The organism is Pseudomonas sp. R9.37 (genome assembly GCF_963878885.1).
Classification (GTDB): Bacteria; Pseudomonadota; Gammaproteobacteria; order Pseudomonadales; family Pseudomonadaceae; genus Aquipseudomonas.
Window position 1 is genome coordinate 32211 of record NZ_CAWNZA010000032.1, and the last position, 21067, is coordinate 53277.

The window sequence follows — 21067 nt, forward strand, 5'->3', positions numbered from 1 at the left end:
CTGAATTTATCTCACTATAGTGGTGCGGGCCCTGCGTGGGGGGTCTGTCTGATGATTTGAAGCATAAATAGGAGGCCACATGGCTGACAAAAAAGCGCAGTTGATCATCGAGGGCGCAGCCCCCGTCGAGCTGCCCATTTTAACCGGCACCGTTGGTCCCGATGTTATCGACGTACGGGGCCTGACGGCCACGGGCCGTTTCACTTTCGACCCAGGCTTCATGTCGACCGCCTCTTGCGAGTCGAAGATCACCTATATCGACGGCGACAATGGCATTCTGCTGCACCGGGGCTACCCGATCGAGCAGCTGGCCGAGCAATCGGACTATCTCGAAACCTGCTACCTGCTGCTAAATGGCGAATTGCCAACAGCCGAGCAAAAAGCCCAGTTCGTCAGCACCGTGAAGAACCACACCATGGTTCACGAGCAGTTGAAGACCTTCTTCAACGGCTTCCGTCGCGACGCCCACCCGATGGCCGTGATGTGCGGCGTGGTTGGCGCCCTGTCGGCCTTCTATCACGACTCCCTGGACATCAATAACCCGCAGCATCGCGAAATCTCCGCGATCCGCCTGGTTGCCAAGATGCCAACCCTGGCCGCAATGGTTTACAAGTACTCCATGGGTCAACCCATGATGTACCCGCGCAACGACCTGACGTACGCGGAAAACTTCCTGCACATGATGTTCAACACCCCGTGCGAGATCAAACCGATCAGCCCCACACTCGCCAAGGCCATGGACCGGATCTTCATCCTCCACGCCGACCACGAGCAGAACGCCTCCACCTCCACCGTACGCCTGGCAGGCTCCTCGGGTGCCAACCCGTTCGCCTGTATCGCCGCCGGTATCGCCGCACTCTGGGGCCCTGCCCACGGCGGTGCGAACGAAGCCGTATTGACCATGCTCGATGAAATCGGCGATGTCTCGAACATCGACAAGTTCATCGCCAAGGCCAAGGACAAGAACGATCCGTTCAAGCTGATGGGCTTCGGTCACCGCGTCTACAAGAACCGTGACCCGCGCGCCACCGTGATGAAGCAGACCTGCGACGAAGTGTTGAAGGAGCTGGGCATCAAGAACGATCCGCAACTCGAACTGGCCATGCGCCTGGAAGAGATCGCGCTGACCGATCCGTACTTCATCGAGCGCTCGCTGTACCCGAACGTCGACTTCTACTCGGGGATCATTCTCAAGGCGATCGGCATTCCAACCAGCATGTTCACCGTGATCTTCGCCCTGGCGCGGACCGTGGGCTGGATCTCCCACTGGAAAGAAATGCTCTCCAGCCCGTACAAGATTGGCCGCCCGCGCCAGCTGTACACCGGCTACGAGTCGCGTGACATCACCAAGCTGGAAGACCGCAAGTAAGCCATCAAGCGCTTAGCTGTACTGAAAACGGCCTCCTTTGTGGAGGCCGTTTTTGTTTGTGTCGCCAGGCCCGGCGCCATCGCAGGCAAGCCAGCTCCCACGGGAGAATGCATTTCAAAGGTAGGAGCCGGGCTCGCCCGCGATGAGGCCAGCCAAAACACCCCAGAAACCCCAGCCACCGACTTATCGCTCGCACGCTCTGCGTGGGAACGATCAACTATCTGCTTTTTATTGATGCCAGACTTGAGAAACAGTTTTGTGAAATCCGTTACCAATAAAAGCAAAAAAAAGCCCCGATCTCGCGACCGGGGCTTTTTTTGTAACTGTTACGACGCTTAGTGGTTAACCGCCCCACTCGCCCCCAGGCCCGTTTGTGAACGCACAAACTGCGGGAAGTACAGCGCACGCTCTTTCTCTGCCGCCGCCGACTTGTCGGTGATGGAGAAGAACCAGATGCCGATGAACGCAATGATCATCGAGAACAGCGCCGGGTATTCGTACGGGAAGATAGCTTTCTCGTGGTGCAGGATCGACACCCAGATGGTCGGGCCGAGGATCATCAGGCCAACGGCACTGATCAAGCCCAGCCAGCCGCCAATCATCGCGCCACGGGTGGTGAGGTTTTTCCAGTACATGGAAAGCAGCAGCACCGGGAAGTTACAGCTGGCGGCAATGGAGAACGCCAGGCCGACCATGAACGCAATGTTCTGGCTCTCGAACAAGATACCCAAGCCGATTGCCAGCACCGCCAGGGCGATGGTGGTGATCTTCGACACGCGAATCTCATCCTTCTCGTTGGCCTTGCCCTTCTTGATCACGCTGGCATACAGGTCGTGGGACACCGCCGAAGCACCCGCCAGGGTCAAGCCGGCAACCACTGCCAGAATGGTGGCAAACGCCACGGCCGAGATGAAGCCCAGGAAAATACTGCCGCCCACCGCGTTGGCCAAATGCACCGCCGCCATGTTGTTGCCGCCAAGCAAGGCGCCTGCCGCGTCCTTGAACGCCGGGTTGGTGCTGACCAGCAGGATCGCGCCAAAGCCGATGATAAAGGTCAGGATGTAGAAGTAACCGATGAAGCCGGTGGCATACAGCACGCTCTTACGCGCTTCCTTGGCGTCGCTTACGGTGAAGAAGCGCATCAGGATGTGCGGCAGGCCAGCAGTACCGAACATCAGCGCCAGCCCGAGGGAGAACGCCGAGATCGGGTCTTTCACCAGGCCGCCCGGGCTCATGATCGCTTCACCTTTAGGGTGAACCTTGATCGCCTCGGCAAACAGCGTGTTGAAGTCGAAGTTGACGTGCTTCATCACCATCAGCGCCATGAACGAGGCACCGGACAGCAGCAGCACTGCCTTGATGATCTGCACCCAGGTGGTCGCCAGCATGCCGCCGAACAACACATACAGGCACATCAGGATGCCCACCAGAATCACCGCCACGTGGTAATCCAGGCCGAACAGCAGTTGGATCAGCTTGCCCGCGCCAACCATCTGCGCGATCAGGTAGAACGCCACCACCACCAGCGAGCCACAGGCCGACAGGCTGCGGATCTGGGTTTGCCCGAGGCGATAGGACGCCACGTCGGCAAAGGTGTACTTGCCCAGGTTACGCAGGCGCTCGGCGATCAGGAACAGAATGATCGGCCAGCCCACCAGGAAGCCGATCGAATAGATCAGGCCGTCGTAGCCGGAAGTGAACACCAGCGCGGAAATACCCAGGAAAGACGCTGCCGACATATAGTCGCCCGCAATCGCCAGGCCGTTTTGGAAGCCGGTAATCTTGCCGCCGGCCGCATAGTAGTCAGCCGCCGATTTGTTGCGCTTGGACGCCCAGTAGGTGATGCACAGCGTTGCGCCGACAAACGCCACGAACATCAGGATCGCTGCGATATTCAGCGGTTGCTTATGCACTTCACCGGTCAAGGCATCCGCTGCCCAAACGGCGGGCGCGAAGATCGAAGCGCCACCTACAGCCAATAAACGCCGGATCATTGCGCAGCCTCCTTGAGAATCGCATTGTTCAGGTCGTCGAATTCGCCGTTGGCGCGCCGTACGTAGATGCCGGTAAGAATGAAGGCCGACACAATCAGCCCGACCCCGATCGGGATTCCCCAGGTAATCGAGGAACCGGGACTGAGCTTGGCCCCCAGCACTTGTGGCCCGTAGGCAATCAACAGGATGAAAGCGGAGTAAAGCCCTAGCATGATCGCCGAGAGAATCCAGGCGAACCTTTCCCTTTTTCTCACCAGCTCCTTGAAACGCGGGCTGTTTTGAATCGAGAGGTAAATGCTGTCGTTCATTGTTTTTATCCTCGCAGCACAGCTTTTTTATTATTGGAACGTATCCACTGTATGCGGCTGCAGAACAGGTTCCAGACGACCTTAGTATTAGAACGACATTAGCGTTGGCGCCAACTTTGAACTGATTAAAGTGACAGCCTTTACCCCAGAAACGACAAAACCCGCCTGACGAAAACGCCAGGCGGGCTTGCAAGGTGCTAGCTAGACAGCTCGACGGTTATTTACCAATCCACTCGGCCACACGCTCAGGGTGCTTGGCCACCCAGTCCTTGGCTGCCGCATCCGGCTTGGCACCCTCTTGAATAGCGAGCATGACTTCGCCGATTTCATCCTTGGAGGCCCACTGGAATTTCTTCAGGAAGGCGGCGACTTCCGGCGCCTTCTTCTCCAGGCCCTTGCTGCCGATGCTGTTGACGGTTTCAGCAGCCCCATAAATTCCTTTTGGATCGTCCAGGAAACGCAGTTTCCACTTGGCGAACATCCAGTGCGGCACCCAACCGGTGACTGCAATGGACTCCTGTTTGTCTTCGGCACGGGTCAGTTCGGCGATCATCGCGGCGCCCGAGCTGGCTTGCAGCTTGTAGTCCAGGCCATAGGCCTTGATGGCTTCGTCGGTCTTGAGCATCACGCCTGAACCGGCGTCGATGCCGACGATCTTGTTCTTGAAGGTGGTGTCGGTCTTGAGGTCTTCAATCGATTTGGCCTTGACGTACTCCGGCACGATCAGGCCGATTTTTGCATCCTTGAAGTTGGGGCCGTAGTCGACCACCTTGTCCTTGTTCTTGGCCCAGTACTCACCGTGGGTCACGGGCAGCCAGGCAGAGAGCATGGCGTCGAGCTTGCCGGTGGCCACGCCCTGCCACATGATCCCGGTAGCGACGGCCTGCAGTTTCACGTCATAACCGAGCTTTTCCTTGATCACTTCTGCCGCCACGTGGGTGGTGGCAACGCTGTCAGACCAGCCATCTACGTAACCGATGCTCAGGGTTTTGCTGTCGGCGCTGGCCAGTGTGGAGCTCATCGCAACTACCAGAGTGGCAGCTGCGCCCAAGAGTCGTCGCATCTTCATAGTACTTCCCCGAAAGTGCTGCGCCCGGCGGATGCCGAGCGACGTCAACCTGTTGTTATGTGGTGCACCGCGCCCCCTTCACGCGCATCGATCCGGCGGCCCAGACATCAGTGGAGTGCTGACACTTCGATCATCAACCTGCCGGGGCCTTGGACCTGCTCTGACTGCGACCTCAGGTGAGCAAGAAACGACATCACATCGCCAGCAGGACGATTTGTAGGACATCGCAGCAAAATCCCGCCCGAACTTTGCATGTCTAAATTATGCGACCGCACTGGGACGGGCTAAATCCGGGTAAGATGCGCGCCTTTGCTCCCCAGATAAGCCGACCATGCCCGCGACTGCCCGCTTCCCTGCCCTGCCCTATATTTTCGCCCTGATCCTCGGCGTGCTTGCCCTTGTCGGCTATTGGTACGGCCTCGGCCGGCCTGTGGTGTTGCCGGACGTGGCCAGCGCCAGCCACAAAATGCAATGCGCCTCGTACACGCCGTTCGACAAGGACCAGTCGCCGTTCGACCAGCCTTTCAAGCTGCGCCCCGAGCGCATGGACGCCGACCTGGCCCTGCTGGCCACCCGCTTTGAATGCATTCGCACCTACTCCATGACCGGCCTGGAAGCCTTGCCGGACCTGGCACGCAAGCATGGGTTGAAGTTAATGGCCGGCGCCTGGGTCAGCAGTGACCCGGTTGCCACCGAAAAAGAAGTCGCCGAGTTGATCGCTGCCGCCAACGCCAACCCGGACGTGGTCACCTCGGTGATCGTCGGCAACGAAGCGCTGCTGCGCAAGGAAGTCACCGCCAAGCAGTTGGTGACGCTGATCCATAAGGTCAAAAGCCAGATCAAGCAGCCGGTGACTTATGCCGACGTGTGGGAGTTCTGGCTCAAGCACCCGGAAATCGCCCCGGCGGTGGATTTCCTGACCATTCACCTGCTGCCGTATTGGGAAGATGACCCGTCGGGCATCGACCAGGCGCTCAAGCATGTGGGTGATGTACGTCAGACTTTCGGCAACCAGTTCGCTCCCAAGGACGTGCTGATCGGCGAGACTGGCTGGCCCAGCGAAGGCCGCCAGCGCGAAACCGCCGTGCCGAGCCGGGTCAATGAAGCCAAGTTCATGCGCGGCTTTGTGGCCATGGCCGAGGCCAATGGCTGGCATTACAACCTGATCGAAGCCTTTGACCAGCCATGGAAACGCGCCAGCGAAGGCGCGGTCGGGGGTTACTGGGGGCTGTTTGATGCTGATCGCCAGGACAAGGGCATCCTCGCCGGGCCGGTCAGCAATGTGCCGTACTGGCCGCTGTGGCTGGGCGTGGGCGGGATTATCCTGCTGGGCACCTTGGTACTTGGCGGGCGCGTTCGCAGCACGCGCGCAGCACTCATGCTGCCATTGCTCGGTGCCGTAGCGGCCTGTTCCATCGGCACTTGGGCCGAACTGACCCGCGTTACCGCGCGCTTCAACGATGAATGGGTGTGGGCAGGCTTGCTGGTGGTGTTGAACCTGCTGGTGCTGGCCCACGCCGCCCTGGCCCTGAGCGCGCGCGACGGTTGGCGTGAGCGGGCCTTTAACTGGCTGGAGCAACGCGCGGGCTGGCTGGTGGCAATCGCCGGGTTCGCCGGTGCGGTAATGATGCTGGCGCTGGTGTTTGACCCGCGTTATCGCAGCTTCCCGAGTGCGGCGCTGGTGTTGCCGGCGCTGGTTTACCTGGTTCGCCCGGTAACCGGCCCGCGTCGGGAGATTGCGCTGCTGGCCTTCATCATCGGCGCTGGCATTGCGCCACAGCTGTATCGCGAAGGTGTGCAGAACCAGCAGGCGTGGGGTTGGGCAATCGTGAGTGTGCTGATGGTTGTAGCCTTGTGGCGTTGCTTGCGCGTGCGCAAGGCTTAAGGCCGCCATCGCAGGCAAGCCCGCTCCCACATTAAGGCCGAATTCACGCGGTCAAACTGTGGGAGCGGGCTTGCAGGCGAAGAGCCCCTGTCAGGCCGCCCGCGGCTTCCTGACCAGCCGCAACCCTGCAATCACCACCGCAAACACCGCAAACGTGGTGTTGTACAACGCCAGCGCCGGCAAGCCGAACACCATCCCCAACACGGCCAGGCCCCATCCGGCACGGCCCGGCACAAAAAATCCCAGCACCGATGTAACCAACGCGGCCCAGCCCAACACCTTGAAGTGAATCATCAACCCCAGGTTCGAGCGCAACTGGCATTCCCAGCGGCTGGCCTCATCGGCGCAGATGCCAACCCACTGGCCATCCTCCATAAAGCCGTAACGTGCGCCATAACTGGCGGCCAGCCATAAAGGCAAGGCAATAAGCAGCAGGATCAACGGCAAACGACGGGACATGGGGCACTCCGATAGGCAAAAACGGCGCTCAGCTTAATCCCACGGCGGCCGTTAGCAAGCGGTGTGCACAGATAAGTGTTCATCCAGGCGTCGCAAAGTGTATCTTCTCGCTACTATTACCCCGATTCCGTGGCTTTTTTCCGACTTTTAGTGCCGAAGGCTGGCACTTCGGTGGCAACGCGGTGGTCATAGCCTGCGAACTTCATTCAGCACGTTTCCTCTTAGGGATTAAGTCATGCTCCGTTCCTTGCGCTGTGCTGCCTTGCTGGGCAGCCTATTTTTGAGTGCGTCAGCACTGGCCGTCGACATCGACCAGGCCAGCTATGGCTACCCTTTGACCAACCCGTTCGAAGCGACCATTGCGACCACCCCGCCTGACCTTCGGCCTAAATTGCCGACCGACGACGAGATCAACCAGTCCGACTACACGCTGAACATGCGCCCCGAGCGCGAGTTCAGCCTGCCGGACAACTTCTGGGCGGTGAAGAAACTCACCTATCGCATCGCCAAACAAGACCACGCCGCGCCACTGATCTTCCTGATCGCGGGCACCGGCGCGCGGTTTGACAGCAGCATCAACGAATACCTGAAAAAACTCTATTACCAGGCCGGCTACCACGTGGTGCAGCTGTCGTCGCCGACCAGCTTCGACTTCATCAGCGCCGCCTCGCGCTTCGCCACCCCGGGGATTACCCAGGAAGACGCCGAGGACATGTACCGCGTGATGCAAGCTGTGCGTGCGCAGAACGCTTCGCTGCCGGTAACTGACTTCTACCTCACCGGCTACAGCCTCGGTGCCCTGGATGCGGCGTTTGTCAGCAAGCTCGACGAGACCCGTCGCAGCTTCAACTTCAAAAAGGTGCTGCTGCTCAACCCGCCGGTCAACCTCTACACCTCCATCACCAACCTCGACAAGCTGGTACAGACCGAGGTCAAAGGCATCAACAACACCACCACTTTCTATGAGCTGGTGCTGAGCAAACTGACTCGCTACTTCCAGCAAAAGGGCTACATCGACCTTAATGACGCCCTGCTCTACGACTTCCAGAACTCCAAGCAGCACCTGACCAACGAACAAATGGCGATGCTGATCGGCACCTCGTTCCGCTTCTCGGCGGCCGACATTGCCTTTACCTCGGACCTGATCAACCGCCGTGGCCTGATCATTCCGCCTAAATACCCGATCACCGAAGGCACCAGCCTCACGCCGTTCCTCAAGCGTGCGCTGCAATGCGACTTCGACTGCTACCTCACCGAACAAGTGATCCCCATGTGGCGCGCGCGTTCCGACGGCGGCAGCCTGCTGCAACTGGTTGACCAGGTGAGCCTGTACGCGCTCAAGGACTACCTGCACAGCAGCCCGAAAATCGCGGTGATGCACAACGCCGACGACGTGATCCTCGGCCCTGGCGACCTCGGTTTCCTGCGTAAAACCTTCGGCGATCGCTTGACCGTCTACCCGCTGGGCGGCCACTGCGGCAACCTCAATTACCGCGTCAACGCCGACGCCATGCTGGAGTTCTTCCGTGGCTAAATATCTTCTGCTGCTCGCCGCCCTGATGTGCGCGGGCGTCGCCAATGCCGACAACAGCAAGGCACATGAACCGGTCAAAATAGATTCCGACGGTTTCAAGGAGCCGCTGACCAAGCTCAAGTTCAACCCGGGCCTGGACCAGCGCGAGTTCGAGCGTTCATCGCTGACCGCGCTCAACGTGTATGACCCGCTGGAGTCGTGGAACCGCCGCGTGTACCACTTCAACTATCGCTTCGATCAGTGGGTGTTCCTGCCGGTGGTTGACGGCTACCGCTATGTCACCCCGAGCTTTCTGCGCACCGGCGTGAGTAACTTCTTCAACAACCTGGGCGACGTGCCCAACCTGTTGAACAGCCTGCTGCAGCTCAAGGGCCATCGCTCCCTGGAAACCACCGGGCGCCTGCTGCTCAACACCACCATTGGCGTCGCCGGCCTGTGGGACCCGGCCACCGCCATGGGCCTGCCGCGCCAGAGCGAAGACTTCGGTCAAACCTTGGGTTTCTACGGCGTACCCGGCGGCGCCTACCTGGTGCTGCCGATCTTCGGCCCGTCGAACCTGCGCGACACCACCGGCTTGATCGTCGACTACGGCGCAGAAACCGAGATCAACTTCCTCAACGTGTCCAAGGTCAGCGAAAACCACCCGGAAATCTGGGCCCTGCGCGCCGTCGACAAGCGCTACCAGACCAGCTTCCGCTACGGTCAGATGAACTCGCCGTTTGAGTACGAGAAGGTGCGGTATATCTACACCGAATCGCGCAAGTTGCAGATTGCCGAGTAAACGCCATCCAGATACAAAAAAGCCACTCACCTAAATGAGTGGCTTTTTTGTTTGTGCTCCAACATCACTCAGCAGTACGTGACGTATCCACAGAGCGACTGCCAGATTGTTCTTTAACGCCCGGGCATAACCCAAAACCAACCCAGAAGAGCGACCCGACAAAAGGCAACAACGTCCAGAACGAGTTGACCTGGCTAATGCCGTTATCGGTGAGCCTTCTGCATAACAGAGTGACCCTGGCTGGCAGCGTCAGCAGCAAATAACCCAAGCCAATACCCAAGGTAGTTTTTATCCATTCTTCAAAAAACCAACTGCAAATCGCTATGTATGCCCCTGCAATTACCTTATCAACCAACTGAAAATACCAGAAGGCTCGCCTGTGCGACCGCCCCTCGAATACAAATGATTTCTTCAGTGCGTCCAGATACCAATTCATTTAAAACTCCCTGATTACAGACTCTGTAAAACGCCTGGATAGGCCAAACAGAGCCGCAGATCTTAGGAAGGTTTGAATGGGTCCTCTGTAGGGAAAAGCCTAAAGCGCTGCGACTAGACTGACTCACACGCCCTGGCAAACACCTGTCAATGTCTTACTGCGTGCCAAATTTTCTCGCAGATCTGAACCACCACCAACGCTGCCGCCCCCGCAATAATGCCGGCCACCGCATTGAGCAGCGTCGGCATCAGCCACGCCAGCCCACCGGTGCTCTGGCTCACCACCTCAATCCAGTGATGCACCACCGGCACGCCGTGTGTGAGAATCCCGCCGCCGACCATGAACATCGCTGCCGTGCCGATCACCGACAGGCTTTTCATCATGTAAGGCGCAGCACGCAGAATCGCCCCGCCGATGCTACGTGCGGCCTGGCCGGGCTTTTGGGTCAGCCACAGGCCGAGGTCATCGAGCTTGACGATACCGGCGACCAGGCCGTAAACGCCGATGGTCATGACAATGGCGATGCCGGACAGCACGATCACTTGCTGCATCAACGGTGCGTCGGCGACCGTGCCGAGGGTGATGGCGATGATTTCCGCCGACAGAATGAAGTCGGTACGGACCGCGCCCTTGATCTTGTCCTTCTCAAACGCAACCAAGTCAGTCGCCGGGTCCGCCACCGCTTCAACCAAGTGCGCCTGTTCCTCAGTGCGCTTGTGTATGAAGCTATGCGCGAGCTTCTCAAAGCCCTCGAAACACAGATAAGCCCCGCCCAGCATCAACAACGGCGTGACCGCCCACGGCGCAAACGCGCTGATTAGCAGCGCCGCAGGCACCAGAATCAACTTGTTGAGAAACGAACCCTTGGCCACCGCCCACACCACCGGGATCTCCCGCTCGGCCCGCACCCCGGAAACCTGCTGGGCATTCAACGCCAAGTCATCGCCGAGCACCCCGGCAGTCTTCTTGGCGGCCATTTTGGTCATCAACGCCACATCGTCGAGGACGGCGGCGATGTCGTCGATCAGTACCAGTAAGCTGCTTCCTGCCATGACGCGGTCATCCTGAAATTAAAGTGCCGCGAATATAACGCGGCGACCGTGAGGGAATATAGGTTTCCACTGCGTGGAGGATTGCTGGTGATCTGGCTTTTGATCTTGATCTTGATCTGAGTCGCCCCGTCAACCACGCTGGCCGAACACAGGCTTGGGGCATGCCGAGCCAAGGCGAGGCACCGAGTGGTGGGGCGAAGACTTTTTGGTTACTTTTGTGTCTTTACAAAAGTGACCCGCTGTAAGAGCGGAACCCTAAGCGGCCGTTACCGCAGCAATGGATATGCACTCCGAATCAATATCCCAGCCAACTGACATATAGCCTTCGCGAGCAAGCCCGCTCCCACAGTTGGAATGTGCTGGGTCAGCAAAATACTGGGCGGCCCGGAGACCGCAATCGCAGGCAAGCCAGCTCCCACAGTTTGATTGCGGTGTATCAACTCATCAGGGCGCCTGCCAACCACCGCCCAGGCTCTGGATCAACGCCACGCTGCCCTGGCTAAGTTGCCCTTGGGTATCACGCAGGTTCTGCTCCGCTTGCAGCAACACCAGTTGCTGGGTCAGCACCGTCTCCTGGCTGACTGTGCCTGCGCGCAACTGCGCTTGCTGACTGCCGAACAACTGCTGATTGCGCTGGTACACCTGCTGGAAAGCATCCGCCTGGGTTTGCAGATGGTTGATCGCCGACAAATTGTCCTCGACATTCTGCAAGGCACTCAGCACCGTGCCCCGATAATTCGCCGCAATCTGGTCATAGCTGGCCTCAGCCTGCTTGACCGCCGCCTCGCGCGCGCCGCCATCAAAAATCGTCTCCGCCAGCGCCGGCCCCAATGTCCAGATGCGGTTGGGCAGGGAGAACAACCCACCCAGCGCACTGCCGCGATACCCCAGCTGGGCAGTCAGGTCCAGGGTGGGAAAGAACGCCGCCTGCGCCACGCCGATCTTGGCATTCGCCGCCGCCGCCGAGCGCTCAGCCGCAACCACGTCAGGCCGGCGTTGCAACAAAGTCGAGGCCAGGGTCAACGGTGGCCGTGGCACCACGAATGCAAAATCAGTCCGTGGCGCAATGCTGAACTCACTCGGCGCCACGCCCACCAGCACCGCCAAGGCATGCTCGTACTGTTCGCGATCACGCAGCGAGGTCTGCAAGCCGGCTATCGAGGTGGTCAATTGATCCTGAGCCACCAGCAACTGGTCATTGGTCGCCACGCCCTGGGTGAACTGCGCCTGGATCATGTCGAGCAATTGCTGATTGATGCGCTGCTGCTGTTGCAACAGGCGCACATCGATATCCATCTGCCGCAACGCCAGGTAATTGCTCGCCACGCTGGAACTGATCGACAACCGCACACCGGCCAGCAGCGCATCCGATTGCTGGGCGGTGGCCTGGCTCGATTCGATCCCCCGGCGCACTTCACCCCACAAATCCGGCTCCCAACTCGCGGTCAAGGTGGCGCTGACGCTGTTCTTCACCCCGGTCGATGCGGTGGTGGTGCTGGACGTGCTGCCGTCGCCGCCCTCGCCGCGCGAACCGGACAAGCCCACGCCCACCGTCGGCCACAACCCGGCGCGGCTCGACGCCACCTGCGCCTGGGCCAATCGATACGCCGCCTCGGCCGCAATAATCGACTGGTTGGCCTTGGCCGAACGCGCCACCAAGTCATTGAGCACCGGGTCCTGATAGGCCAGCCACCACTGGCTGTCCAGCGCCCCTTGGGGGTTGGACACCGCGCGCTGCCACTGCGCGCCTTCCTTGAACGACTGCGGCAGCTCCATTGCCGGTTTCTGGTAATCCGGCCCCACCATGCAGCCCCCCAGCACCAGGCTGGCCAACAGCACGCTATATCTGAGTTTCATGACCTTGCTTCCTTGTGCCGCCCCAGGCGTTGCGACGCCCGGTCGAGCCAGAGGTAAATCACCGGAGTGGTGTAGAGCGTCAGCACCTGGCTGAGCAACAGCCCACCAATAATCGCAATCCCCAACGGCCGGCGCAGTTCCGAGCCATAACCTGAGCCGAGCACCAGCGGCAGTGCGCCGAGAATCGCCGCCAGCGTTGTCATCATGATCGGTCGGAAGCGGATCAGGCAGGCGCGCCGGATCGCTTCCTTGGCCGTGAGGCCAAACTCACGCCGCTCGGTGATCGCGAAGTCGATCATCATGATTGCGTTCTTCTTGACGATGCCGATCAACAGGATCACGCCTACCAGCGCGATGATCGACAGTTCGGTGCCGGTCAGCAGCAAGGCGATCAACGCACCGACGCCCGCCGAGGGCAAGGTGGAGAGGATGGTCAGTGGGTGCATCAGGTTTTCATACAGAATGCCCAGCACGATGTACACCGAGAGCAACGCGGCGACGATCAGCAGCGGCTCGCTGGCCACCGACGACTGGAACACCTGGGCCGTGCCGGCAAACTGGCCGGTGACGCTGGCCGGCATGCGCAGCTGTTTCACCGCGTCGTCCACCAGCGCGGTGGCCTGGCCGATGGAGGTGCCGGGGGCGAGGTTGAACGAGACGGTCACGGCGGGAAAAGTGCCTTGGTGGCTGATCGAAATCGCCGTGCGCGAGATGCTGTTATCGGCCAGCGCGGACAGCGGCACCAACGTCGTGGGCGTGGTCAGGTTCGGCGCGACGGTGGTGCCCTTGGTCGCCACTGCCGTGTTGCCGGCCGGCACGTAAATACCCTCGAGCGCTTGAGGATCGGTCCAGTACTGCGGGGCGATTTCCATCACCACGTGGTACTGGTTGGCGGCGCGATAAAGGGTCGAGACCTGACGCTGGCCGAACGCGTCGTACAGCGTCTGGTCCACCGCCGACATGCCCACGCCGAGCCGCGCGGCGGTGTCACGGTTGATGCTCACATTGGCCAATAGACTGTTGTCTTGCTGGTCGGTGTTCAAGTCGGTGAGTTGCGCCAACGTGTGCAGCACTTCCACCACCTTGGGCACCCATTCATCCAGGGATTGCTGGTCGTCGGCGGTCAGCGTGTATTGGTACTGCGCGCCGCTTTGTCGGCCCCCCACGGTGATGTCCTGGGCGGCCTGCAAAAACAGCTTGGTGCCAGGCAGATCGCCGAGGCTGCGGCGGATCTGGCCGATCACATCGACGGCACTGTCCTTGCGCTGATCAATCGGCTTGAGCAGCACAAACAGCTGCGCACTGTTGACCGCCCCGCCGCCACCGCCACCACCGCCGACAAACCCGGCAGCGGTTTGCACATTGGGGTTTTGCATGACCTTGTGGTTGATCTCGGTGAAGTCCTTTTGCATCGCCCCGTAGGAAATACTCTGCGCCGCGATGATGCTGCCCTGCAGGCGGCCGGTGTCTTCCTGGGGAAAAAAGCCCTTGGGCACCAGCACGTACAGCACGCCCGCGAGCACGATCACCAGCACAGTCACTGCGCCCATCAGAATCGAGTGCTCGATGACCCAGCCCAGCGTGCGGTCGTAAAAGCGGTGAAAGCGTGAATCGGGGTGTTCATTGCCTTCGCGGATTTCCTTGGGCGCGCGCAGCAGCACGCTGGCGAGCATCGGCGTCACCGTCAGCGAAATCACCATCGAGATGACGATGGCCACCGACAGCGACACCGAGAACTCGCGAAACAGCCGCCCGACAATCCCGCCCATCAGCAACAACGGAATAAACACCGCCACCAGCGACACGCTGATGGTCAGCACCGTAAAGCCGACTTCCTGCGCCCCGGCCAGCGCGGCTTCGACCCGCGTCTTGCCGCGCTCCAGGTGGCGCATGATGTTTTCCACCACCACGATCGCATCGTCGACCACAAAGCCGGTGGAAATCGTCAGCGCCATCAGCGACAGGTTATTCAGGCTGTAGCCGAGGAAGTACATCGCGCCAAAGGTGCCAAGCAACGACAACGGCACCACCACGGCGGGCACCAGGGTGCTGCGCCAGTCGCGGAAGAAACCGAAGGTCACCAGCGTCACCAGCAGGATCGAGGCCAGCAAGGTCAATTCCACGTCATGCAACGACGCGCGAATGGTGGTGGTGCGGTCCATCAACAGGTTGAGCTTGATCGACGCCGGAATCGAGCTTTGCAAAAACGGCAGCGAGGCTTTCACCGCGTCCACCGTGTCGATCACGTTGGCGCCCGGCTGCTTGAACACCACCAGCAGCACCGCCGGCTTGCCGTTGGACAGGCCGAAGTTGCGCAGGTCCTGCACGTCTTCGCGCACATAGCCGAGGTCGGCAATGTGGATCAGGTCGCCGTTTTTGGCCTTGACCACCAGCGGCCCGTAGTCGTTGCTGTCGAGCAACTGGTCATTAGCGCCAATGCCATACGAGCGGTCGCCGACCGCCACGTTGCCCTTGGGCAAGTTGGCGTTGGAGGCGCTGATAACCTGGCGCACCTGCTCCAGGCTGACGCCGTATTGGTTGAGCCGGTCCGGGTTCAGCTCAATGCGCACCGCCGGCAACGCGCCGCCGCCCACCGTCACGTCGCCGACGCCGGTGGTCTGCAACAGGCGCTGCTCAAGCACCGTCGAGGCCGCGTCGTACATCTGCCCCGGCGTGGCACTGTCGGAGGTCAGGCTGATGATCAGGATCGGCGAATCGGCCGGGTTGACCTTGCGGTAGGTCGGGTTGCCGGACAAGTCGCTGGGCAAGTTGCTGCGCGCGGCGTTGATCGCCGCCTGCACGTCCCGCGCGGCGCCGTCGATGTCGCGGCTCAAGTCGAACTGCAGGGTGATGCGCGTCGAGCCGAGGCTGCTGGCCGAGGTCATTTGCGTGACCCCGGCGATCTGCCCGAACTGGCGTTCCAGCGGCGTGGCCACGGAGCTGGCGACGGTGGTGGGGTCGGCGCCAGGCAACGAGGCGCTGACGCTGATGGTCGGGAAGTCCACTTCCGGCAGCGGCGCCACCGGCAACAGGTTGAAGGCCAACACACCAAACAACGCCAGCCCGGCCGCCAGCAACGTGGTGGCAATCGGGCGATGGATAAACGGCGCGCTGAGGTTCATCGCATCATTCCAACGCCACCGGGCGGCGGCTGAAACGCTGCCCCAGGCCGTGCATGGCGAGGAAGATCACCGGCGTGGAAAACAGCGTGAGCAACTGGCTGAGCAACAGCCCGCCGATGATCGCGATGCCCAGCGGGTGGCGCAGCTCCGAGCCGATGCCGGTGCCCAACGCCAACGGCACCGCGCCGAACAGCGAGGCCATGCTGGTCATCAGAATCGGCCGAAAGCGCAGCTCCGCCGCCTGGCGAATCGCTTCTACCGGGCTCAAGCCGCCCTCACGTAGAAGCTCCAGCGCGAAGTCGACCATCATGATGCCGTTTTTCATGACGATGCCGATCAGCAACACAATGCCAATCAGGCCGATGATGTCGAACTGCGTGCCCGTCACCAGCAACGCCAGCAACGCGCCGAGGGCCGCCGACAACAGGGTCGACAGGATGGTCACCGGGTGCACGAAGCTCTCGTACAGAATGCCCAGCATCAGGTACACCACCACGATCGCCGCCAGCACCAGAAACACCTGGTTTGACAGCGATGCCTGGAACGTCGCCGCCGCACCTTCAAGATTGGCTTGCACCGACAACGGCAGGCCGACCTTGGCTTCAATGTCCTGCAGCCGCGTCACCGCCGCGCCCAGCGTCTGGCCGGGCGCGAGGTTGAACGACACATCCGCATAGGGAAACTGCCCCAACCGGTTGATGGTGACCGGCGAACGCACCACCTCCAGGGTCGCCATGCTCGACAGCGGCGCCACGCCACCGCCAGGAATATCCACGTACAAACCGGTGAGCAAGTCCGGCAAGTTGCGCGGCGGGTGGTCGGTGGCGATCACCACGTGGTACTGGTTGAGCTGGGTGTAGATGGTTGAGACCTGGCGCTGGCCGAACGCGTCGTACAGCACATCGTCAATGGCCTGCGGAGTAATCCCCAGGCGCGAGGCGGTGGCGCGGTCGAAGGTCAGCTTGATCTGGTTGCCAAACTGCATGGCCTGGCTTTGCACGTCGGTGAACATCGGGTCTTGCTTGATTGCGGCCAGCAGCTTGGTGGTCCACTGCTCCAGCTCATCCGGGTCGGTGGCTTGCAGGCCCAGGCGGTAGCTGGTGGTGGACACCGTGGCGTCCAGGGTCAGGTCCTGCACCGAGTGCAGGTACAGGCGGATGCCGGCGTCGTCGGCATTCGCATCGGCCAGGCGGCGGATCACTTCGGTGCTGCTGTCTCGCTCGCCACGCGGCTTGAGGTTGATCAGCAAGTTGCCCTGGTTGATGGTCGGGTTGGTCTGGTCGATACCGACGAACGACGACAGGCTTAGCACCGCCGGGTCCTTGAGGATGCGTGCGGCCAGGCGTTGCTGTTCAACCTGCATCTGCTGAAACGAGATGGTCGGCGAGGCCTGGGAAATGCCCTGGATCAGGCCGGTGTCCTGATCGGGAAAAAAGCCCTTGGGCATGATCACCAAGGTGAACAAGGTCAGCGCGGCGGTGAGCACCACCGAGATCAGGGTCAAGGTGCGGTGCGCCAACACCCAATCCAGGCCGCGTACGTAGTGGTTGTTGATGCGGTCGAAGAAGTCCGGGCGGCGCTCTTCATGCTTGGATTTGAGCATGCGCGCGCACATCATGGGCGTCAGCGTCAGTGAAATCACTGCCGAAATCACGATGGTCACCGCCACGGTCATGGCGAATTCGCGGAACAACCGCCCGACCACATCGCCCATGAACAGCAGCGGGATCATCACCGCGATCAGCGCGATGGACAGCGAGATGATGGTGAAGCCGATCTGCTCCGCGCCCTTGAGTGCCGCTTGCAACGGGGTGTCGCCGGCCTCCAGGTAGCGCGTGATGTTTTCGATCATGACGATGGCGTCATCGACCACAAAACCGATGGCGATGGTCAATGCCATCAACGTCAGGTTGTTCAGCGAAAAGCCCAGCGCGTAGGCCACCGCCAGGGTGCCGATCAACGTCAGCGGGATGGTGACGGCAGGAATGATCGTGGCCGCAATATTGCGCAGGAAGATGAAGATCACGATCACCACCAGCAAAATCGCCAGCCCCAGCTCGTACTGCACATCGGTGACCGAGGCGCGGATGGTCTGGGTGCGGTCGGTGAGCACCGCGACCTTCAAGGTGCCCGGCAGGCTGGCGCGTAATTTGGGCAGCAGTTGCTGCACGCGGTCGACCACTTCGATCACGTTGGCGCCGGGCTGGCGCTGGATGTTCAACACGATGGACGGCGTGTCATTGGTCCACGCCGCCTGGCGAGGGTTTTCCGCGCCCTGGGTGGAACTGGCGATCTGCGACAGGCGAATCGGCGCGCCATTTTTGTAGGCAATCACCAGGTCACGGTATTCCTCGGCCGACTGCAGTTGGTCGTTGGCGCCAATGGAATAGGCCTGAAACTTGCCATCGATATTGCCCTTGGCCTGGTTGACGTTGGCCGTACCGAGCGAGGTGCGCAGGTCATCCAGGGACAGGCCGAGGCTGTTCAGCGCCGACGTGTTGGCCTCGACCCGCACCGCCGGGCGCTGGCCGCCACTGATGGTGACCAGCCCGACGCCGGTGATCTGCGAGATTTTCTGTGCCAGGCGCGTGTCGGCCAGGTCTTCGACCTTGGTCAGCGGCAACACGTCGGAGGTCAATGACAGGGTCAGCACCGGCGCATCTGCCGGGTTGACCTTGCTGTACACCGGCGGGTACGGCAGGTTGGCCGGCAGGAAGGTGCCCGCCGCGTTGATCGCCGCCTGCACTTCCTGTTCGGCCACGTCCAGCGACAGCGACAGGTCGAATTGCAGGGTCACCACCGAGGCGCCGTCCGAGCTGGTGGAGTTCATCGACTTGAGCCCCGGCATTTCGCCGAGCTGGCGCTCCAGCGGCGCGGTAATCGAAGAACTGACCACGTCGGGGCTGGCACCGGGGTATTGGGTGAATACCTGGATGGTTGGGTAATCCACCTCCGGCAGCGCCGACACCGACAGCAAGTGGTAACCCAACAGGCCGAGCAGCAACACCGCGACCATCATCAGCGTGGTGGCCACCGGGCGTTCGATAAAGGGCCGCGAAATATTCATGCTCGGCAGCTCCTCACTGGGCGACGACCTTCACCGCCGAGCCGTCGTCGAGCTTGTCGGCGCCTTCGGTGATCACCTGCTCACCGGCCTTGACGCCATTGTCGAGCACCGCCGAGACATCGCCGGTGGACGGGCCGGTCTTGATCGTGCGCAGGCTGGCCTTGTTGCCGTTGACCACAAACACGAAGTCGCCCTTGCTGCCGTGCTGGATCGCACGAGTCGGGACCACGGCGATCTGGCTCAAAGTGTCGGCCTTGAGCCGCGCATTGACGAACTGGTTGGGAAACAGCGCATTGCCCGAATCATCGAACTGCGCCTTGACCTTGATCGTGCCGGTGCTGGTATCCACCTCGTTGTCCAGCGCCAGCAGCGCGCCGGTGGCAAGCAGGGATTTCTTGTTGCGGTCGTAGGCCAACACCGTGACGCTGCCATGGGACATGGCCTGGTTGATCGCCCCCAGGTCGTCTTCGGGCACGGCAAACACCACGGTGGCCGGGCTCATCTGGGTGATCACCACGATGCCAGTGGTGCTGGCGGTGGTCACGTAGTTGCCAGGATCGACCAGGCGCAGGCCGACCACGCCATCCACCGGTGAGGTGATGGTGCAGTAGCTCAATTGCACTTCGAGGTTTTGTACGTTGCCTTGGTCGGCGGCCACGGTGCCTTGTTGTTGCTGCACCAGCGAGGCTTGGGTGTCGAGGGTTTGCTGGCTGGTGGAGCCGGCTTTGACCAGGTCGCGGTAACGGGCCAGGTCGCGCTGGGCATTGCTCAACACTGCCTGGTCGTGAGCCAGGGTGCCCTTGGCCACGGCCAGCTGCGCCTTGAGCGCGCGGTCGTCGATACGGGCGATGACCTGGCCTTTGCTGACGTGCTGGCCTTCCTTGAATTCCACGCTGCTGAGAATGCCATCGACCTGGGTCACCACCGTGACACTGCGGGTGGGCGTGACGGTGCCGAGGGCGTCGATGTACACCGGCACATCCTGCAAGGCCACCGGCACCGCTGCCACCGGTTCGCCGGGGGACACGGGCTTGCCTTTATGGGCGCCGCCAAACAAATGCATGCCCAGGCCAATCAACAGCGCCACCACCAATAACGCGCCAACAACCCAGGCGAACGTACGTCGTCTGCTTTTCTCCACGGTTTCTCACTCGAACGCCGAATACAGGACTGAACGCAGACCCGGATGGCCGCGTCCTTGCTCTGAACTCTAGCAGCGCGCCCAGCCTGTGCCTGTACTACCGTGAATGCGTTCAGCATCAAGACAGACAAAGTCAGCTGCAACGCCCGGCGTACAAGGGCTGCGCCGGCATTCTTGAGCGCTGCGTCAAGCCGGTGCTACCATGCTCGACCGCCTGTCCTGGCAAGGAAAATCCTGGTTTATGAGCACCATTCGCGAGCGCAATAAAGAAATGATCCTGCGGGCGGCCAGCGAGGAGTTTGCCGACAAGGGCTTCGCCGCGACCAAAACCAGCGACATCGCCGCCAAGGCCGGGCTGCCCAAGCCCAACGTCTATTACTACTTCAAGAGCAAGGACAACCTCTACCGCGAGGTGCTCGAAAGCATTATCGAGCCGATCCTGGCGGCGTCCACGCCATTCAATCCAGACGGCGAGCCCGCGGTGGTGCTGAGCAATTACATCCGCTCCAAGATCCGCATCTCCCGCGACCTGCCGTTTGCCTCCAAGGTATTCGCCAGCGAAATCATGCACGGCGCACCGCACCTGAGCAGCCAGCAGGTCGAGCAACTGAACGCCCAGGCCAAGCACAATATCGACTGCATCCAGAGCTGGGTGGATCGCGGCCTGATTGCCGCCATTGACCCCAACCACCTGATGTTCAGCATCTGGGCGGCGACGCAGACCTACGCCGACTTTGATTGGCAGATATCGGCGGTGACCGGCAAGGCCAAGCTGGATGAGGCGGATTATGAAGCGGCGGCGCAGACGATTATTCGGTTGGTGCTCAAGGGGTGTGAGCCGGACTGAGAGGCCGCGGCGCCTGTGCCATTCGCGAGCAAGCCCGCTCCCACAGGGGTTTTGCGCTGGACACACAGTGTATGAACACCTTAGAGCCAATGTGGGAGCGGGCTTGCTCGCGAAAGCGCCCTCCCAGACACATCCTGCCAACAGCC

15 protein-coding genes are annotated in these 21067 nt (G+C 61.0%); 5 read left to right on the forward strand and 10 right to left on the reverse strand.

What is annotated here, in order from left to right; translation table 11 throughout:
* Positions 1 to 79: 79 nt before the first annotated feature.
* Positions 80 to 1369: a citrate synthase gene (gene gltA, locus AACU78_RS15870; RefSeq protein WP_078047629.1), complete on the forward strand. Its 1290-nt coding sequence runs from the start codon at positions 80 to 82 to the stop codon at positions 1367 to 1369.
* Between the two features lie 335 nt (positions 1370 to 1704).
* On the opposite strand, the gene AACU78_RS15875 is transcribed toward gltA, so the two are convergent.
* The 3 genes from AACU78_RS15875 to AACU78_RS15885 all read right to left on the reverse strand — a co-directional run bounded on the left by AACU78_RS15875 (position 1705) and on the right by AACU78_RS15885 (position 4740).
* Positions 1705 to 3363: a cation acetate symporter gene (locus tag AACU78_RS15875; RefSeq protein WP_106576744.1), complete on the reverse strand. Its 1659-nt coding sequence runs from the start codon at positions 3361 to 3363 to the stop codon at positions 1705 to 1707.
* On the reverse strand, positions 3360 to 3671 hold the full coding sequence (locus AACU78_RS15880) for a DUF485 domain-containing protein (protein ID WP_106576745.1): 312 nt from the start codon (positions 3669 to 3671) through the stop codon (positions 3360 to 3362). Before AACU78_RS15880 ends, AACU78_RS15875 begins: the two co-directional genes overlap by 4 nt.
* Before the next feature lie 217 nt (positions 3672 to 3888).
* Positions 3889 to 4740: a glycine betaine ABC transporter substrate-binding protein gene (locus AACU78_RS15885; protein WP_106576746.1), complete on the reverse strand. Its 852-nt coding sequence runs from the start codon at positions 4738 to 4740 to the stop codon at positions 3889 to 3891.
* A 331-nt stretch (positions 4741 to 5071) separates the two neighbouring features.
* On the opposite strand from AACU78_RS15885, the gene AACU78_RS15890 reads away from it, so the two are divergent.
* A complete protein-coding gene (locus tag AACU78_RS15890) occupies positions 5072 to 6625 on the forward strand; it encodes a glycoside hydrolase family 17 protein (RefSeq protein WP_106576747.1) in 1554 nt (517 codons plus the stop codon).
* Positions 6626 to 6715: 90 nt separating this feature from the next.
* Here AACU78_RS15890 and AACU78_RS15895 read toward each other — a convergent pair whose 3' ends face one another.
* Positions 6716 to 7084: a hypothetical protein gene (locus AACU78_RS15895; protein WP_106576748.1), complete on the reverse strand. Its 369-nt coding sequence runs from the start codon at positions 7082 to 7084 to the stop codon at positions 6716 to 6718.
* 235 nt (positions 7085 to 7319) lie between these two features.
* Here AACU78_RS15895 and AACU78_RS15900 point away from each other — a divergent pair, with 235 nt between their 5' ends.
* Both AACU78_RS15900 and AACU78_RS15905 read left to right on the forward strand, forming a co-directional pair.
* Entirely contained in the window at positions 7320 to 8618 is a 1299-nt protein-coding gene (locus tag AACU78_RS15900) for a serine/threonine protein kinase (RefSeq protein ID WP_106576749.1), read from the forward strand.
* Positions 8611 to 9399 (forward strand): MlaA family lipoprotein, encoded by a 789-nt coding sequence (locus AACU78_RS15905; RefSeq protein WP_106576750.1) that lies wholly within the window; start codon positions 8611 to 8613, stop codon positions 9397 to 9399. Before AACU78_RS15900 ends, AACU78_RS15905 begins: the two co-directional genes overlap by 8 nt.
* A 64-nt stretch (positions 9400 to 9463) precedes the next feature.
* Here AACU78_RS15905 and AACU78_RS15910 read toward each other — a convergent pair whose 3' ends face one another.
* The 6 genes from AACU78_RS15910 to AACU78_RS15935 all read right to left on the reverse strand — a co-directional run bounded on the left by AACU78_RS15910 (position 9464) and on the right by AACU78_RS15935 (position 20074).
* Positions 9464 to 9835 carry a DUF805 domain-containing protein gene (locus AACU78_RS15910; RefSeq protein ID WP_106576751.1) on the reverse strand — a complete coding sequence of 124 codons (372 nt, stop codon included), beginning with the start codon at positions 9833 to 9835 and terminating at the stop codon, positions 9464 to 9466.
* Positions 9836 to 9981: 146 nt separating this feature from the next.
* The gene (locus AACU78_RS15915) at positions 9982 to 10887 is read right to left on the reverse strand and encodes a DUF808 domain-containing protein (RefSeq protein WP_106576752.1); all 906 of its coding nucleotides are present in this window, start codon (positions 10885 to 10887) and stop codon (positions 9982 to 9984) included.
* Positions 10888 to 11331: 444 nt separating this feature from the next.
* Positions 11332 to 12744, reverse strand: a complete 1413-nt coding sequence (locus tag AACU78_RS15920; RefSeq protein ID WP_106576753.1) for an efflux transporter outer membrane subunit — start codon at positions 12742 to 12744, stop codon at positions 11332 to 11334.
* A complete protein-coding gene (locus tag AACU78_RS15925) occupies positions 12741 to 15866 on the reverse strand; it encodes an efflux RND transporter permease subunit (RefSeq protein ID WP_106576754.1) in 3126 nt (1041 codons plus the stop codon). The genes AACU78_RS15920 and AACU78_RS15925 overlap by 4 nt, the downstream gene beginning before the upstream one ends.
* A gap of 4 nt (positions 15867 to 15870) precedes the next feature.
* Entirely contained in the window at positions 15871 to 18933 is a 3063-nt protein-coding gene (locus tag AACU78_RS15930) for an efflux RND transporter permease subunit (protein ID WP_106576755.1), read from the reverse strand.
* Positions 18934 to 18946: 13 nt separating this feature from the next.
* Complete coding sequence (locus AACU78_RS15935) at positions 18947 to 20074, reverse strand: efflux RND transporter periplasmic adaptor subunit (protein ID WP_106576756.1); 1128 nt, start codon at positions 20072 to 20074, stop codon at positions 18947 to 18949.
* Between the two features lie 241 nt (positions 20075 to 20315).
* Here AACU78_RS15935 and AACU78_RS15940 point away from each other — a divergent pair, with 241 nt between their 5' ends.
* The gene (locus AACU78_RS15940) at positions 20316 to 20921 is read left to right on the forward strand and encodes a TetR/AcrR family transcriptional regulator (RefSeq protein WP_083359383.1); all 606 of its coding nucleotides are present in this window, start codon (positions 20316 to 20318) and stop codon (positions 20919 to 20921) included.
* Positions 20922 to 21067: the final 146 nt, after the last annotated feature.

Excerpts from the sequence above, each read along its gene's own strand:
- AACU78_RS15875 (WP_106576744.1), bottom strand. The coding sequence starts at position 3,363 with ATGATCCGGCGTTTATTGGCTGTAGGTGGCGCTTCGATCTTCGCGCCC.
- AACU78_RS15880 (WP_106576745.1), bottom strand. The coding sequence starts at position 3,671 with ATGAACGACAGCATTTACCTCTCGATTCAAAACAGCCCGCGTTTCAAG.
- AACU78_RS15895 (WP_106576748.1), bottom strand. The coding sequence starts at position 7,084 with ATGTCCCGTCGTTTGCCGTTGATCCTGCTGCTTATTGCCTTGCCTTTA.
- AACU78_RS15930 (WP_106576755.1), bottom strand. The coding sequence starts at position 18,933 with ATGAATATTTCGCGGCCCTTTATCGAACGCCCGGTGGCCACCACGCTG.
- AACU78_RS15885 (WP_106576746.1), bottom strand. The coding sequence starts at position 4,740 with ATGAAGATGCGACGACTCTTGGGCGCAGCTGCCACTCTGGTAGTTGCG.
- AACU78_RS15910 (WP_106576751.1), bottom strand. The coding sequence starts at position 9,835 with ATGAATTGGTATCTGGACGCACTGAAGAAATCATTTGTATTCGAGGGG.
- AACU78_RS15920 (WP_106576753.1), bottom strand. The coding sequence starts at position 12,744 with ATGAAACTCAGATATAGCGTGCTGTTGGCCAGCCTGGTGCTGGGGGGC.
- AACU78_RS15925 (WP_106576754.1), bottom strand. The coding sequence starts at position 15,866 with ATGAACCTCAGCGCGCCGTTTATCCATCGCCCGATTGCCACCACGTTG.
- AACU78_RS15940 (WP_083359383.1), top strand. The coding sequence starts at position 20,316 with ATGAGCACCATTCGCGAGCGCAATAAAGAAATGATCCTGCGGGCGGCC.
- AACU78_RS15890 (WP_106576747.1), top strand. The coding sequence starts at position 5,072 with ATGCCCGCGACTGCCCGCTTCCCTGCCCTGCCCTATATTTTCGCCCTG.
- AACU78_RS15915 (WP_106576752.1), bottom strand. The coding sequence starts at position 10,887 with ATGGCAGGAAGCAGCTTACTGGTACTGATCGACGACATCGCCGCCGTC.
- AACU78_RS15900 (WP_106576749.1), top strand. The coding sequence starts at position 7,320 with ATGCTCCGTTCCTTGCGCTGTGCTGCCTTGCTGGGCAGCCTATTTTTG.
- gltA (WP_078047629.1), top strand. The coding sequence starts at position 80 with ATGGCTGACAAAAAAGCGCAGTTGATCATCGAGGGCGCAGCCCCCGTC.